The 16,338-nt window shown below is 41.2% G+C and carries 12 protein-coding genes and 1 pseudogene; 5 read left to right on the plus strand and 8 right to left on the minus strand.

The features are described from left to right. Positions 1 to 29 precede the first annotated feature (29 nt). Positions 30 to 263: pseudogene (locus HY58_RS19490) on the plus strand (hypothetical protein); the annotation flags it as partial. Between the two features lie 50 nt (positions 264 to 313). Here HY58_RS19490 and HY58_RS09610 read toward each other — a convergent pair. The 4 genes from HY58_RS09610 to HY58_RS09625 all read right to left on the minus strand — a co-directional run bounded on the left by HY58_RS09610 (position 314) and on the right by HY58_RS09625 (position 6,148). Next, positions 314 to 661: a hypothetical protein gene (locus HY58_RS09610; protein ID WP_039131216.1), complete on the minus strand. Its 348-nt coding sequence runs from the start codon at positions 659 to 661 to the stop codon at positions 314 to 316. A gap of 2 nt (positions 662 to 663) precedes the next feature. Further along, positions 664 to 2,730 carry an RHS repeat-associated core domain-containing protein gene (locus tag HY58_RS18850; RefSeq protein ID WP_052323998.1) on the minus strand — a complete coding sequence of 689 codons (2,067 nt, stop codon included), beginning with the start codon at positions 2,728 to 2,730 and terminating at the stop codon, positions 664 to 666. Positions 2,731 to 2,975: 245 nt separating this feature from the next. Next, on the minus strand, positions 2,976 to 4,493 hold the full coding sequence (locus HY58_RS09620) for a sulfatase (protein WP_039131218.1): 1,518 nt from the start codon (positions 4,491 to 4,493) through the stop codon (positions 2,976 to 2,978). 623 nt (positions 4,494 to 5,116) lie between these two features. Next, entirely contained in the window at positions 5,117 to 6,148 is a 1,032-nt protein-coding gene (locus tag HY58_RS09625; RefSeq protein WP_039131221.1) for an AI-2E family transporter, read from the minus strand. 140 nt (positions 6,149 to 6,288) lie between these two features. Here HY58_RS09625 and HY58_RS09630 point away from each other — a divergent pair, with 140 nt between their 5' ends. The 4 genes from HY58_RS09630 (at position 6,289) to HY58_RS09645 (ending at position 9,723) form a co-directional block, all read left to right on the plus strand. Further along, the gene (locus HY58_RS09630; RefSeq protein WP_039131224.1) at positions 6,289 to 6,969 is read left to right on the plus strand and encodes a response regulator transcription factor; all 681 of its coding nucleotides are present in this window, start codon (positions 6,289 to 6,291) and stop codon (positions 6,967 to 6,969) included. Next, the gene (locus HY58_RS09635; protein ID WP_039131226.1) at positions 6,966 to 8,234 is read left to right on the plus strand and encodes a HAMP domain-containing sensor histidine kinase; all 1,269 of its coding nucleotides are present in this window, start codon (positions 6,966 to 6,968) and stop codon (positions 8,232 to 8,234) included. The genes HY58_RS09630 and HY58_RS09635 overlap by 4 nt, the downstream gene beginning before the upstream one ends. 113 nt (positions 8,235 to 8,347) lie before the next feature. Beyond that, on the plus strand, positions 8,348 to 8,809 hold the full coding sequence (locus tag HY58_RS09640; protein ID WP_052323999.1) for a PepSY-like domain-containing protein: 462 nt from the start codon (positions 8,348 to 8,350) through the stop codon (positions 8,807 to 8,809). A gap of 104 nt (positions 8,810 to 8,913) precedes the next feature. After that, a complete protein-coding gene (locus HY58_RS09645) occupies positions 8,914 to 9,723 on the plus strand; it encodes a phosphatase PAP2 family protein (RefSeq protein WP_039131228.1) in 810 nt (269 codons plus the stop codon). 148 nt (positions 9,724 to 9,871) lie between these two features. Here the strand turns inward: HY58_RS09645 and HY58_RS09650 are convergent, their stop codons facing one another. The 4 genes from HY58_RS09650 to HY58_RS09665 form a co-directional block, all read right to left on the minus strand. Continuing rightward, on the minus strand, positions 9,872 to 10,963 hold the full coding sequence (locus tag HY58_RS09650; protein ID WP_039131231.1) for an efflux RND transporter periplasmic adaptor subunit: 1,092 nt from the start codon (positions 10,961 to 10,963) through the stop codon (positions 9,872 to 9,874). Further along, entirely contained in the window at positions 10,963 to 14,169 is a 3,207-nt protein-coding gene (locus HY58_RS09655) for an efflux RND transporter permease subunit (RefSeq protein ID WP_039131233.1), read from the minus strand. Before HY58_RS09655 ends, HY58_RS09650 begins: the two co-directional genes overlap by 1 nt. A gap of 1 nt (position 14,170) precedes the next feature. Beyond that, complete coding sequence (locus tag HY58_RS09660; RefSeq protein WP_039131235.1) at positions 14,171 to 15,550, minus strand: TolC family protein; 1,380 nt, start codon at positions 15,548 to 15,550, stop codon at positions 14,171 to 14,173. 87 nt (positions 15,551 to 15,637) lie between these two features. Beyond that, the gene (locus HY58_RS09665; RefSeq protein WP_156123645.1) at positions 15,638 to 16,132 is read right to left on the minus strand and encodes a hypothetical protein; all 495 of its coding nucleotides are present in this window, start codon (positions 16,130 to 16,132) and stop codon (positions 15,638 to 15,640) included. Positions 16,133 to 16,338 lie beyond the last annotated feature (206 nt).

Here is a 16,338-nt window from a genome sequence, read left to right on the forward strand (position 1 = left end):
AACTTTGACCGTAATATCCACTCTCCTTAACCACGCTGGAAAAGATTGCCAAAGCTCTTGGCGTGAAGCTCTCCGATTTGTTTGATACGGATGATAAAATGGCGGATGTAAATTCTATTGACGGCTCGCTGATGGAAAAAGTAAAAATGATTGAAGCCCTGAGCGAAGATGAAAAGAAAACCGTCTTTTCTATCGTGGATGCCTTTACTGGCAAGAAAAAATTAAAGGATGCTCTTGCTAATGTGCTGACAGATGCTAAATAAAAAACGCCAAGCTGTAAGCCTGGCGTTTTGCTATTTGAGTTCTTTGCAACTTATTTAAACGCTGTATAAATCAAGAAAACAATAAAGGCTACTGTAATAACGCTGTAAACGCCTGCCGTCCATAAAGCTATACTATTAGCATTATCTTCTTTAACTACTCCAAACAAAAACCGCTTATTGATGTAAAACATTAACAGCATTAATAATGCAGCTTCAACCAAAAGGATTATAGTTTGTGCTGTTGCTAATCCTCCTAAATCTTCTCTTAGCTTTCCATCACGCCATTTCAAACTATCAGGAATTACAAAGCTGTTTAGATATGTATTAGCAAAGAACAAAAATGCAATAGTTCCTATTTGATAAATGACATTGTATAATCCATATAAAATGTAACTCATAATTAATTCCCTCCCTTGTCTTTGTCTTCTCTCGGAAGCGGTCCTGCTGGTTTAGCAGTTCCAAGTTTATTAAATTCATCAAGGGTATATTGCTTTCCGCCCATTGTTACATTTTGGAAAACGCCTTTATAATTGATACCGATAATTAAATCAACCGTAGCTGCTTGCTTCTTATCTGCATTGACTAAATTCCCTGCACTACCGTAAGCTGCTGCACCTGCAAGCAATAATGTATTTCCGGCATTGTCTTGTATCAATCCTTCTGTTGCAGGGAATTGTTTACTTGATAAATCCAAAGCGACAAAAAGCTGATTGGTTTTTAAATTCTCTGTAATGGAAATTGCTGAACTTACTTCAATGTTGGGTGCTGCACCGGCAAAGAAAGGATTAGAACCCTCAAAGTTGGCAGATATACCAGCGGTTGCACTTCCAAATGAATTTTTACCGAATGATGCAGATGCCCCGCCTCTGTCCGTTGCGGTTAAACTCATCCCATTCCAAATAGTAGGGTCACTTGTTGGCGTACCCCATGAGAACATCTGTTTACTTGGGTCTACTGTGAAGTTTTGTTTTATCCTTGATGTGGCACTCATACTTGTTGAGAAACCTCTATTATCATCATGGAAGCCTGTACCCTTAAATGCCCCCGGTGGTGCAAATGCTCTTATGTGGAATGTATAAGGGAAGCGTCCGTCATCATCAATAAACATAATAGGGTTACAAGCAAACGCAGCGTATGGCGACCATGATGGAAGTTTATGTGCTAACGGGTCAACAGTGTGCCACCTTCCTATTTGAGGGTCATAGTTCCTTGCTCCAAAGTCATACATTTCCAGTCCGGTATTATCACTGAACTCATTTGATTGAAGTTCTTTACCACCAAACTTGTACTTATTTGTAAGTGAGCCTGCGCTTTTTGAACTAATGCCAGCCATAACTAAACCGTATGGGTAATAATGGGTTTCTTCCAGTATCGGCCCCGGCTTATGCACCACCTGCAAATTATCAAAGAACACATCGAGATTGCTCTCATTGCTAACATACACAAAGATATACCCATTTTTGGGCACGGTTATATTTTGCATTTGTGCCGCATCAATGTTCCAATGGTCTTTTACTACACCACTGCTGCCCACCCTGCTAAAGTTACCACCCACATACTTAAATTGTTCATCCAAGAATATATAGTTGATATAGGCTTTGGGTATAGTAGTGGTTTCGCCATTTGTTCCCCTGAAAAACGAAGCAGGAACCAAACCCACATTCCAACTCTCTAACTGAACTGCCGTAACTCCTTTTGCACCGATGGCATTGGCAGGCGCCCCTAACAGGTTTATCATTAAAGTCGTGAGATCGAGTAAAGTTGAATTCGCATTATTGACCGTGCCGGTATTTAAAAAATAAGATTTGCCAAAAATATCGATCTTATCGCCTGCCATTACTTTGATAATAAACTCCAACCCTGTTTTATTGGTTGTGGCATTAAGCTTGTACAACTTAGTGCTACCTGCTGTCTGCACAGGCGCAACCCCGGCCGGATAATTGGGATTGGGTGAGGCCGGAGGTATATTATTGTGATTATAATATAATTTAGTATTTGCCACTGTTTCTGTTGACCAGGATAATATCGATAATTCATCAAACACTTTGGTATTGTCGATATTATAAAATTGTTTCTCCCAATTTATCATACTATTGGCCTGAGCAGTACCTGTAGCGCTATACGAGCCTTCGAGTGTAGCCGCCGGATAGTAAATAGTTTTTTGTTCCTCCGTTAATAGCGTCCTTACATTTCCCAAATGATCTCTGAGCATGTAATCATATGTTAACCCGGTTAAGGTATTGGGGTTTGCTCCATTATCATACAATCCCCGTATCCTACCTTCTTCGTGTCCGATGAACTGTAATTTAACCTTGTTGCCTGCTGCATCATAGGTATAGGTTATCGTTCCTTTGCCGGTAACGGTTATAACTTGTGGCAGGTTCAGGTGATTGTAGGTAATGCTGCTGCCATCCTGAAAGTCGCCCAACTTGCCATTATCTGTAGTCGGCGTAACTCCATCAAACACTTTCAGCAATTTATTGCTGTTTGTATTATAGGTGTAGGTCAGTTGGTCGATAACAGATTTTTATTGATTGAAATTAGCAGGGTTTCAAAATGGTCAGTTAGTTAATGGTATTCAAATATGATCGTAAATCTTTTATTATCATATACTACATAATACTTATTTATTAACCTAAAATCCACATTCTAAAATCATATAAACTGCTCGCCATTCAACAGTTCTTCTTATAACTAATAATTCGATTTCCCTTATAATACATCGGGCAGCGCAACAGGTTTACCGTTGTTTTTAAATGACGGTAGTGGTGCATTCCATTTCCGCAATTTGTCTGACAACAACAGGGAAAGTTTTTTCACCAGCAACGGGTATTGCCCGGAAAGATCATTCTGTTCGCCAATATCGGAATGCAGGTTATATAGCTCTTTCGTTCCGGTTTTCATATTATAGATCATTTTCCAACTGCCCTGGCGAATGGCTGAATGGTAATTAACGCCGGGGGCTTCTTCCGGTATCCATTTATTGGGGAAATGCCATATCAAGGACCTTGCAGTATCTCTATAGGTACTAGTTTTCAAAACAGGCACAAAACTTCTCCCATCTATCGCTTGAATGGTTTTATATTTCTTAATACCTGCCATCTCCAGTATGGTTGGAAAAAAATCTTCAATGATCACATATTGATGAGCTACAGTTCCTGGTTTTACTTTGCCCGGCCATTTTACCAGCATAGGTTCACGGATTCCTCCCTCGTACACTGAACCCTTGCCTCCCATCAAAGGAAGGTTATGTGTGAAGGGTTGTCCGCTCCGGGGGGGCATACTGAATCCACCATTATCACTCATAAAAATGATGATAGTATTCTTATCAATTTTTTTCTCTTTTAAATAATTCATGATATCGCCAAGGCTTTTATCCATGCCTTCTATTAAAGCGGCATATTCTGCTTCTTTTTGAGGCAGCCCTGCATCAAGATATTTCTTAATAAATCGTTTATCGGCAGTATAGGGGACGTGCACGGCATAATGTGCCATGTATAAAAAAAACGGTTGTCTTTTTTTTACCGGAACACTTATTGCCTTTAATGCTTCAATGGTCAAAGCTTCCGTTAAAAAGGTGTCACTGCCATGATAAGCTTCTAAACCTGGAACACCCCATGGTTCAGTATGTTCACCTTTTTTATTACCATAGTTTTCTTCGCCCAAATAACTGCCAGGGCCTCCTGCAGCATGACCAGCAATATTAATATCGAAACCAATATTGATTGGGTCGGCAGCAGGTGTTTCCATGGCAGCGAAATGTGCTTTGCCGCAATGAATGTTATAATAGCCTGCGTCTTTCAACATTATGGGAAGCGCTGTAGCATTCACCGTTCTATCAATACCGGCAACCGGCGATAATCCATTTACATTCCAGGCTGGCGGCTGAAGAATACTATCAGGATAATCTACAGATTGATCTTTTCTTAAGGTCCAGTTGGTAACCGCATGATTAGCTGCATTCATTCCCGTCATTAAACTTACACGACTGGGGCTGCATACCGGTGTGGCATAGGCATTGGTAAATTTTATGCCATCCACCGCCAGCCTTTCCATGTTGGGCGTATGGTAACGCTTGTTGAGGTCTGTAACCTTTGTCCAGAATGGAACGGAACAATCCTGCCAACCCATATCATCAACCAGAAAAACAATGATATTGGGTCGTTGCTTTTGTGCAATACCGTTCAATACATAGAGACAAAGCAAAAGGAATAATATTATTTTTTTCATGATATAATTTAGGATCAGTAAAAAACCAGAATATTCATTAACAGATGCATTAATACATGCCTAATGCAACCTTAGATTTAATAGACATGATTTTGTTCCAGTTAAGTTCATTTTGCAAGAATACACAAAGAAAAATGAAGCGCCTCCCAACTTCCTCGGCAAATGACAAATTTCCGGAAAGCGAATAAGTATGCCCGTTGGTGCGTAGTGGTTCGACAATCGTTCGACAATCGTTCGAGCATCCTTCGAAGAGGGTCCGGAAGGGCCCGGCATTTCATCATCTTCATATTTAAAGGCAATTGAAACTCCTGATAATTTCTCATGTTCTGGATATTTGGTTATGTACAATTATACATCGCCAGGGCCAGGGTTTCCAAATCTAACTGGACTAACAGTCTTCTGGTATGGACGAACGCCGTTTTTGCTGCACGAAGCATCAGTTGGTGCTGTCAAGGAAGATCTTCCCACTTAGTCAATAAGCCCTTCCACTTGCTCATTGCTGCAACCTCCACGGCACATGCATCTTCGGCTTCTCATGCAGTTTTGCTTTAAGCAAATGGCCGGCTATGCTCAAACTCATAGCATCCTTAGGACTTACCCGATAGTTTCTGGAACGCCTTCTGTCATTCCTCTCCTGTTGTTATTTTTTCAAGTTTGTCCTTCACATATAATTCCTGTACCAGAACAATTATAGTAGCCAGTATTGGTGTGGCAATAAATAATCCCCCCATGCCTGCAAAGAAGCCGAGCATTACCTGCCATAAAAGCAATAAGGCCGGCGGAATGGACAACATTTTCTTTTGAATAAGCGGGGTTACCAAATAGCTTTCAATTATTTGAATTCCGAAATACAAGATGGTGACATACAATGCCATATTTGGTCCTTCCATAAGTGCTATCAATACAGCTGGCGCCAATGCCAGGTAGGGCCCGATATTAGGTACAAAGGCAAACAAGAATGCAATGAGTGCTAAGGCCCAGGGCAAAGGCATACCCAGAAGCATAAGGCCTACACCGGTAGCTACTCCTACCATGGCCATTGAAATGAATTTAGCGATAAGCCAGGAGCTAAGGGTGTGATAACATTTGATCAAGACTTCGTTCATGCGTTCTCTGCTGTCAACCGGAAATAGCAGGGTAAATCCTTCGCGGTAGGTTTTAGGATCAACTGCAAAGAAGATTCCGGCAACAACAATTATCGCAACATTTGCCACCATTCCGAGTGTTGTTGAAAAAGCATCCCCTATTCTTTTAAACGCATCTTTGCTACTCATTACCTTAGCAGGATCTTCAGGGATTTCATCAAGCAATGTTTTACCTAAATCATTCCCTTTCATCCTCTCTTTGAATAAATCTATTGACTCCGGTAACACTTGCCGCATTTCATCAACCTGCTTTGAGAGTGAGGGCCCCAAAAGCCAAACAACCAGTGCAATAAGGGCAGCCATAACTACTAAAACTATAGTAATTCCTATCTCATATTTTATTTTCCATCTCCTCTCCATCCCATTGGCTCCATAACTAATCAGAACAGCGAACAGAATACTCGCAAAAACCAGAAAAATGAAGTCGAGCGCATAGCCCACCAGAAAGAACGCTGACACCATTAATAAAATAATAAATACTCTTCCCGTAAATGTTCTCGTACCAAGCATATTAATCTCATTTTATTTATTGAAAATGATTTATTCAATTTAATCCGCGTATTGTTAAAATAACACCCATCAACAAAAGCTAAATCCTAAATCTTCAGTATCCCTTCAGTATCGTATATTTATTTTAATAAACATTTCACATGAAGATATTGATAGTTGAAGATGAGAACGAGCTTAGTAAAAGTATTGTAACATATCTAAAACAGGAAAATTACATATGTGAAATTGCGGCTGATGTAAAAACAGCTATTGATAAAACTGAGTCATACGATTATGATTGTATATTATTGGATATTACACTCCCTGATGGAAATGGACTTAATATATTGAAAGAATTAAAAGCCAATAACAAAACAGACGGAGTTATAATTATTTCAGCCAAAAACTCAATTGACGACCGTATAAGCGGTCTCAATCTTGGAGCTGATGATTACCTGTCAAAACCATTTCATCTTTCAGAATTAAGTGCAAGAATTGCAGCAATTATTCGCAGGCGCAGATTCGATGGTAAAAATATAATTGAGTTGAATGAGCTGATAATTGATATGCTTGCTAAAACAGTTTCTGTAAATACAATGGGTATCGATCTTACCCGAAAAGAGTACGATCTCCTTCTTTACCTGGTATCGAATAAAAACAGGGTTGTTTCAAAAAATGCCATTGCTGAACACCTTTCAGGGGAAGAAGCTGATGTTTTCGATAATTATGATTTTATTTATGCTCATCTGAAGAATTTAAAGAAAAAGCTTGTAAAAGCCGGTTGTACTGATTATATAAAATCAGTTTATGGAATGGGCTATAAGTTTAGTATTCAAATATGAAACTTCTTAGCAAATCACTCAGGGGATATTTAGTATATTCTATAATAGTTCTGCTGATATCAATTCCTGCATTCTACTATCAAATAAACGCTATCGTAGCAGAAGATGTAGATGAAGACCTGATGGCCCGAAGAGACAGTATGATTCCAAAAATGGAAAATGCGATTGCCAACAATTCATTGGAAATGTTGCTGGCTTTTGAACAGGACTTCCACCTTGAGTCTGTCCTATCCTTACAAAGAGATACACTCTATACCATTATGGAGTATAATGATGTTTCGAAGGAAAATACTCCGCACCGAATAATGGAAAGTTCCGTTATGATAAACGGGAAGCCTTACAGATTAAAGTTAAAAAATTCCCTGCTGGATAATGATAATATAATTGCCAGCATTGTTCTGGTACAGTCTGTACTTATGGTAATTATAATTGCAGGCATTTTGATAATCACTCATTATATGTCTAAAAGAGTCTGGCGACCATTTTACGCAACTTTAAGAAAGCTTCGTGAGTATAAAATTGAAACAGAAAAAAGCATTGAAATTGAAAAGACAGACGTAGATGAGTTTTCCGATTTAAATCAAACTATAAATAATTTAACCGATCGTAGTCACCGTGTTTATCTTTCACAAAAAGAATTTACAGAAAATGCCTCACATGAAATGCAAACGCCCCTGGCGGTTTTTCATAGCAAAGTTGAATTACTGATGCAAACTAGTCCACTCACCAATGAACAAGCCGAGTTGATTACGGCACTTTCACAGGCTGCCCAGCGTATGAAGCGGTTAAATAAAATGCTATTATTACTTGCAAAAATTGAAAATAATCAGTTTACAGAAATTGAAATCATCAATATTGACCTCACTTTGCAAAAAATCGTTAAACAATATGGAAACGCGTTAAGCCAGAAAAATATATCATTACATACAAGGATACTATCAGATAATTCGATTGAAGCTAATCAAATATTAATAGACATTCTGATGGGCAATTTACTTTCAAATGCTATAAGACACAACATGACAGGCGGAGAAATAAACATAATAATTGATAATTCCGGATTTGTTATAACTAATACTGGCAGAGTTGCAGCCCTTGATGCTTCCCGCTTATTTCAGCGTTTTCAAAAACAATCTACAGACCTTAACAGCCTGGGGCTTGGACTTGAAATGACTAAAAGAATATGTAATCTGTATAATGCAAAAATCCATTACTCATTTGATGATGGAAAGCATTCCTTCAGGGTAAATTTTAAAGACTTCTGAATAGGGTACATTTCATAGCATTTTATATTCTTTAACAAAGAAGCTGATAATTATTCAGAATTACTTCAGAATGTTATTGCAAGTTTATACAATTATTCAAAAAAAAATATACTATGAGAAAGAACGCAATTATTCTGATGGCAATGGTTTCTATTACCACCCCAAATTTTGCCCCTACAAAAGAAAAAATATCTGATCACGAAAAGTATGAAAAAAAAGAACAGGGCATACCCTGGGTTGTAAAACAGGCATTCAACAAGCAATATCCAACTGCAACTGCCCGATGGGAAAAAGAAGATGGGAAATATGAGGCAAACTTTAATTATCTCAACCATAAAATGAGTGTTTCATTTGAAGAAAATGGCAACCTGATTGAAAGCGAGGTTGAAATCAAGAATGCAGAATTGCCTTCCTCTGCCCTGAAATATATAGATGATCATTTTAAAGGCGCCACTATTAAAGAATCTGCAAAAATAACCAAAGTCAATGGTGAAATAAATTATGAAGCAGAGGTGAAAGGAAAAGATTTGATTTTTGATGCTTCTGGTAAATTCCTTAAAGAAATAGAAGATTAGATTTTCATATTAAATTAATAGATAAGGTTTTCTATTCTAATCAGCTATAATTCAGATTATTTTCAGTTTTTAGGTACAGGTTTACATAATACATTTTAATATTTATGCAAGTCACTAAATCCTTTATCCTATTATTCGGAATATTGATTTTCTTAACATCCTTTTTAAAGGCACAGGTAACTGATTCTGTTCTTATCCCAAATAAAATTACCATAAGCCTACAGCCAAAAATTCACTGGCAGCTTGCGGAACAAAATAAACCATTCAATATAAAACCCTATATCATTCCGGGCTTAATGGTAGCATATGGATTTTCAGCTATAGAAAATGATGGATTAAAGGAAATGAATGCAGAAATAAAAGATGAAATGTATGCTGAGCATCCTCACAACAAACTTCGTATAGATGATTACCTCCAATTTGCTCCGGCCGTAATTGTATTTGGAATTGATGCTACAGGCATAAAGGCTAAACATAATTTAAGGGATAGAACCATGTTATTCCTTATGTCAAATATTATAACAAATGCATCTGTTTTTTCTATAAAGAACCTTTCGCATCAGCTACGACCTGATGGCTCCGCCTACACCTCATTTCCGTCGGGACATACGGCTGAAGCCTTTGCTAATGCAGAATTTTTACGACAGGAATACAAAAATGTTTCTCCCTGGTATGGCGTGGCCGGATATGCGATAGCTGCCACAACTGGCTATTTAAGACTTTATAACAACAAACACTGGATCAGTGATGTAGTAGCGGGTGCAGGTGTAGGCATTGCATCAACCAGGCTCGCTTATTGGTTATATCCCAAAATACAACACATACTTTTTAAGGATACACCAATGAATACTTTGATATTGCCATCTTACCAAAATGGCAGTGTTGGCCTCGGAATGTTTCACCGTTTCCGGTGAAACTTAAAAAACAATGCTTTATTTTCCTGTTTTAACCATACTATATCCACAAGGCACTAGTATATTAGTGGCGCTGATCGGAGCCAATGATTTTAGGTTTGCCATGATTAATAAGATTTTACACCTTATCTGCCAGTTACACAAAGATTTATTTTCCGGTAATTTTCGTTCCGTCTTTAATTTCTTCCGAGCCTTTTAACAGGATGCGGTCTCCGGCACTAAGCTCTCCGAAAACTTCGGTGAGGCTGTCTTTTACCGCACCTGTTTGCACTGGCGTTCGTTTTGCTGCACCGTTTTCATTTTTAATAACAAACGCGCCGGCCTGTGACTGCAGCACACTAGCGGAAGGCACCCATAAAGTGGGCTGTGACCTCATCAACTGGATTTTCGCTTTGGCATACTGCCCGGAGCGAAGTTCACTGTCTGTATTGGGCAAATCGAATTCAGCAATCAACGAACGGGAAGCCTCATCCAGCGCACCGCTGTTGCGTGATAAAGTGGCCGTAAACGTTTTATCAGGAATATCCACCACAGTGAATTGCGCTTTTGTATCGGGTGGTAATGACCGGGCCTGCTTTTCCGGTATTGCCACCGTGAGGCGTAATTTGCTTTGTTGCGATAACTGGAATAGCGGCTCGCCATTCACGCTGCTTTCTCCAACCAGAGCCCCTTCTGATATGAACCGCCCGGTAATGATACCGCTAAACGGCGCTGTAATCCGCAGATAGTTTTGCATCTGGCCGGATGCCGATGCCTGAGAACGGCTGCTGTTGTAAGCAGCGCTGTCACCCAGGTATTGGGCATAGGCTTTTTCCAGCTCAATGGTAGCAACGGCGCCGTTTTTCTTTGCCGCTTCTTTCAGGCGATTATAGGCTTGTTTGCTAAACAAAAACTTTTGATATGAAGTGCCGGAAGAAGACCGTATAGCGGCGTATTGCTGGCCTACCTCCGGTGCCTCCAGTTGCGCCAATAGTTGCCCTTTGCGTACAAAGCTGCCACGGTCAACATATAGCTTTTTTACAAAACCTTTTACCTTGGAATAGATGTTTACCTGCTCAAACGGCTTTAGCTCGCCAGGAAGTGTGATGGTGAACTGTGGCTGTTGTTGCTGAACAGTTGCCAGCTTAAAAGACGACTGTTTTTTTTCGGTGACAGAAATTTTACTTTCCATTTTTTCATCGGAACAGCTTTGCATGATGATCAGGGGTGCAGCCAACAGGAAATAGATTTTTATTCGCATCAGATGTTGATTTTAGAAGGTTTTGAATAAGTTGAAAACTGTTCGCCGGCAAAACGGCTATTTAGGTCATCGGGGTCAAGCGATACACTTAGCAGGCTTGCATTTTTGCGAAAGGCAACAAAGAGGTGCGGCAACACCAGGAGGGTGGTTAAGGTGGACATGAGCAGGCCGCCAATTACAGCCTGGCCTAGTGGAGCCACCTGTTCACCACCTTCGCCGAAACCTGCGGCCATGGGCACCATACCGGCAATCATAGCCAGTGCAGTCATGATAATTGGGCGCAACCTTGAGGAGGCTGCGAGGTATGCCGAAATGCCTGCATCAAGCTTGTTCCTGAAGCGGCTTTTCTCAGCATGATCAACCATGAGGAAGGCATTGGAAACCGATACGCCGACTGACATGATGATGCCCATATACGACTGCAGGTTGAGGGTGCTGCCGAAGGCCAGCAGCATCCACAAACTTCCGGCAATCACCGCTGGCACCACAGTGAGCACCAAACCCGATACAGCAAAGGATTGATAGTAAGCCGCCAGCATCAAAAAGATGACGACGATTGCAATTGCCAGCCCCTTTTGCAAGCCATCCAGTGTATCGGACAACAATTGCAACTGTCCCGGAATAGAAGTGATTATGCCTTTAGGTTTTTCGCCTGCTTCTATCATTGCCTGTTGCACTGCCTTTGCGGCAGCACCCAAATCTTTATTGTGCAGATTAGCGGCTACGGTAACATAGCGGTTGGCCCCCTGGCGGTTCACTTGTGCCGGTTCAGTACCAAAGGAAAGGCGGGCAACGTCATCCAGAATAGGCCGCACCTGCCCGGATTTTAGCGTTAGCATTTTCAAGTCATCCAGTACCTGCATGCTTGCTTCCGGCACCTGCACCTGCACCTGGAAAACCAGACCCGATTTGGGATCACGCCAAAGCGATTTGTTGATAAAACGGGTGGACGAAGTGGCCACTGTAAGCGCCTGTGTTACATCCTGCATAGTGAGGCCAAATTGGGCGGCTCTATCCCGGTCCACATCAATTTGCACGGTGGGGTAATTCACCGGCTCTTCCACCCGGATGTCGCGGAAAAATAAATGCTTTTTCAGTGCTGCCTCGATTCTTTTTGCATACGCTTCGGCAGCAGGCAACTGCGGCGCTGACACCCGGATCTGCACCGGCGTATTGGTTCCCTGGCTTATGATCTTCTCCATCAGTTCTATGGGTTCAAATGAAATCTGCAACTCCGGCAATTGCTCTTTTACTCTTTTACGAATATTCTCTTTGAGGTGGTCTACAGAAGTGGAAAGAGCTTTTTTGTTGACAGATACCTGCAGTACTGCTTCCTGCGAACTACTGGTGAATAAGAATATGGGGTTGATGGCTGTACCCGAAGGCTGGGTCCCTACGAAAGCCGATGTAATACTAACACCGTAATCACCCGCTTCTTTTGCAATAATGTCGGTTACCTGATGCAGGTAATTTTCTGTTTTTTCAATGCGGCTGCCGGAAGGAGCAACGATACGCACCTGTAAATCACCCGCGCCGCTAGATGGCATAATATCCGTGCCGATCAATAAAAATCCAATACTTGTTAAGCCAATCACAATGGCCGCATACACGCCTACCACCCATTTGCGCCTTTGTTGAAGCCGGCGGGTAAGCAGCAGGTATCGTTTTTTGAACTTTTCAAAGCGGGTGAGCCGTGGCCTGTCATTTCCATCTACGTGATGCGTATGAAGCTTTATTTTCATCAGCCAGTTGGCCAGCACCGGTACAAATGTTTGGGAGAAAATGAATGAGGCAATCATAGAGAACCCGACGGCCAGCGACAGAGGCAGGAACATGTCCTTCGGTATACCCGTCATAATGAAAGAGGGAATAAGCACTGAAAGGATACACAATAGAATGAGCAGTTTGGGAATAGAAATTTCCAGCAACGCATCCAATATGGAACGTGATTTTGTTTTGCCCTTTTCAAAATGCTGGTGAATATTTTCAATCGTTACTGTAGCCTCATCTACCAAAATACCAATGGCCAGGGCAAGGCCGCTCAGCGTCATGATATTAATGGTTTGCCCAAATGCGTAGAGCAATAATACCGCTGATAGAATGGAGATGGGAATGGTAAGTACTACAATCAATGCACCACGTTTATCACCCAAAAAAAGCAGTACCATCAGGCCCGTAAGAATGGCGCCTAAGATGCCTTCATGTACCAGGTTGCTGATGGAGCGTTTGATATAAACTGACTGATCAAAAATATAATCAATCTTCACATCATCGGGCAGGCTCGCCTTTAGCTGCTGCATGGAGGCTTTTAAATTTTCCACCACTTTCAGCGTTGAGGCATCAGCTTTTTTTATCACGGGCAAATACACCGACCGCTTTCCATTAACAACTGCATAACCCGTCGTTATATCTGCGGCATCTTCCACAGTGGCAATGTCTTTAATGAACACCATTCCGTTTTCATTCACCCGAACCGGAAGGTTCAAAAACTCTTCAGGGCCTTTCGCCATAGAGTTAACAGGGCTCATGTAATTTTTATCACCCATCCTGATATTGCCAGCCGGTGAGGGGAGGTTGTTTTTTGCCACGGCTGTCATCACTTCTTCTACTGACAGGCCCAGAGACTGCATCAGGTCGGGATTAACCTTGATGACGATTGAACGGATATTGCCACCGAAAGGTGCAGGAGCGGTGATGCCAGGAATGGTGACAAACATGGGGCGGATGCGGGTAAGTACCAGGTTTTGAATTTCACCAATGGATCGCTTATCACTTTCAAAAACCAGTTGCCCAATAGGTAAAGAACTGCCGTCAAAACGAACCACCTGCGGAGGAACTGAACCCGGGGGCAAAAAGCCCATGGCACGGGAAACCTGGGTAGACACATCGGCTGCGGCTTGTGCCATATCAGCATCTGCGTAAAAACTAAGCTTCATAAGCGTAAAGCCCTGGATGCTTTTAAATTCAATATCCTTTACACCGCTGACAAAGACCAGAACTTTTTGAAATTCGTTAGCCATAAAACCGTCCATGTAAGAAGGTGTCAGGCCACCGTAGGGCATTGCTATGTAAATAGCGGGACTTTCAATTTTAGGAAAGATGTCAACATTAATTTTCCGAACCACCAGAAAAGAAAAATATCCAATAGCCAATACCACAACAATAATGGCAACCGGCTTGCGAAGCGCTAAGCGAATAATGTTCATTTTAGTTATGGTTTATAGCATTTAGAATAAAAGAAGGGTTACCCAAAGCTTCGCTTTGGTCAATGAGCTCATTCCACCACGAAGCAATAGAGGTTATGTAATTGCTTTCGGCATCCTGCAATGATTTTTGCAATTGCAGCAGTTCAATTAGATTTATTAAACCATTTTCGTAGCGTACCGTATACAGGTCATAAGCCTGTTGTGCGGAGGTATAAGCTAATCGCGCATCGGCTAACTTTTGCTGTTGCTGTTTCCATCTGGCAACTGCAGTAGCGTACAAGGTATTGAGTTGGAGTTGCCCCTCCTGGTAATTTGACTTGGCCGCCGCGAGTTCGCGGCTGGCAATCATTTGTTTTATCTTGTTTTGAAAAAGCGATGAAAGGTTCCAGGTAATACCTACGCCCACCAGATAACTGCCGGTATTGTTGCTCCAGAGTGCACCTATATTTTTATTAATGTTTCCATCGGCCTCAATGCCCGAGCCACGCACACCCGTACCGGCCAGCAAACCAACAGAAGGATAAACATCTTTTTTTACAGCTTCGAGTTGCGCATGAGAAACGCCAATTGCCGCCTTTAAATAATTGAGATAGGGATGCTGCTCAGATTTGTTTTCCATTATAGTTCTCTCAGATGTAAAACGCCTGTACAAGCTTGTGTCTATGGAAAAATCAGCAGTATCTTCTCCAATCAGTGAAGCCAGTTGCAGCAGCGAGGTTTCCAGCAACGCTTGCTGGTCGTTGATCTTGTTTTGAGATTGAAGTAAGGCTGACTTAATTAACAGCGTATCGGCACCGGGACGCAAACCTGCACCCGACTGACTTTCCAACAATTGAAGCAATCCTGATAGTCGTTTAACATCAGCCTTCAAAATGTTAAGAAGTGCGGCACTTTGCAGTACGGCAAAATATTTTCGGGTAGCCATTGATTGTACCCGGAATTCTTCAAGCGACAAAACAGCCCCGCTTAACCCTATTCCTGAATCAGCAACCGCAACCCTTTTCTGAATTCTCCCAAACTGCATAAAATCCCATTGCAGTAATGCCGATGTATAAAGATTTGGACCGATTGCAGATCCAACACCATTTTTGTTGCTGCCGCTGCTGTTGTAAATACCAGGTAAAGGGAAAAATGAGCCAGGTACAGTTTGGTAGGTACCATAGCTTTGTTGCCCCTGAACATGTATTTCGGGCAATGCCTGTTGCTGTACCAGTTTTTTATTTAGTTTTTGTTGCTCCAGCAATTCTTTTTTGGCAGACAGTGAAGGATATTGCAATGATTTCTGCAACACTTCTTCCAGTGAATACACTTTTTGTTGTGCCTGCATATACTTGGCAGCCAGGATAAAGACCGCTACAGACAACCATATTTTAGGTTTCATTTTTTTCTTTCAGTATAAATTAATAGACAAACCCGTTTCAGCTAAATGCTGAAGCCGTTACAGTTATATATTAAAGGGAAAGAAAAATCAAATCAGCAGGCGCTGTTGTTGAAGGAAGATGGGAAGAGCAGATAGGTGAAATAATTTGCAATCAGCAAAAACACTTGCGGTGCCGCATAGATAATAGTGAATGGCAAAGCCCTCACCAGCAGTAGCTGCTGGTAAGTTAAAAGAGGTGAGCAGATTTTGTTGGCTTGCCTTTTCGCTTACAATCACCTGTTCCGTTACTGTAGCACAGGCATCAGTGCTAATGCTGGTAGTCGATTTTATATGCCTGTTACTCTCTTGTTTTGACCCAGCCAAAGATGATGTTTTAAAGTTGGCCTGCAAAACCCGTTTTAGTGGACAGGAGACGCACAATAGCAATACAGCCATAACAAATATACCCGCAAGAGAAAACCTGCAGTGGGTGAAATATTTTTTATAACTGACTTTATTCATGGTTTGCAAAGAAATTGAAATAATTAAATTTAATAAAACGGCAGAGACAAATTTGTTGTTAAAAAAATTATTTACAGTCACACATGTAATGCAATAGTTTTTCCATAATATATTTCTATCCTCCAATCAGAAACTTCTTGTCAGAAAAACAACGGTCATCACTAAATGCTATGCTGAAAAATATATTCGGGATGAGGGTTGACAAGTTGTAAAGCGGCATGGAACTGTACTGGACTTGTCCAAAAGAAAAAAGGGTGAATTTTGCTGGCAATTGGAAAGTAAAACAG

The sequence above is a fragment of the Flavihumibacter sp. ZG627 genome, assembly GCF_000814325.1.
Taxonomy (GTDB): Bacteria; Bacteroidota; Bacteroidia; order Chitinophagales; family Chitinophagaceae; genus Flavihumibacter.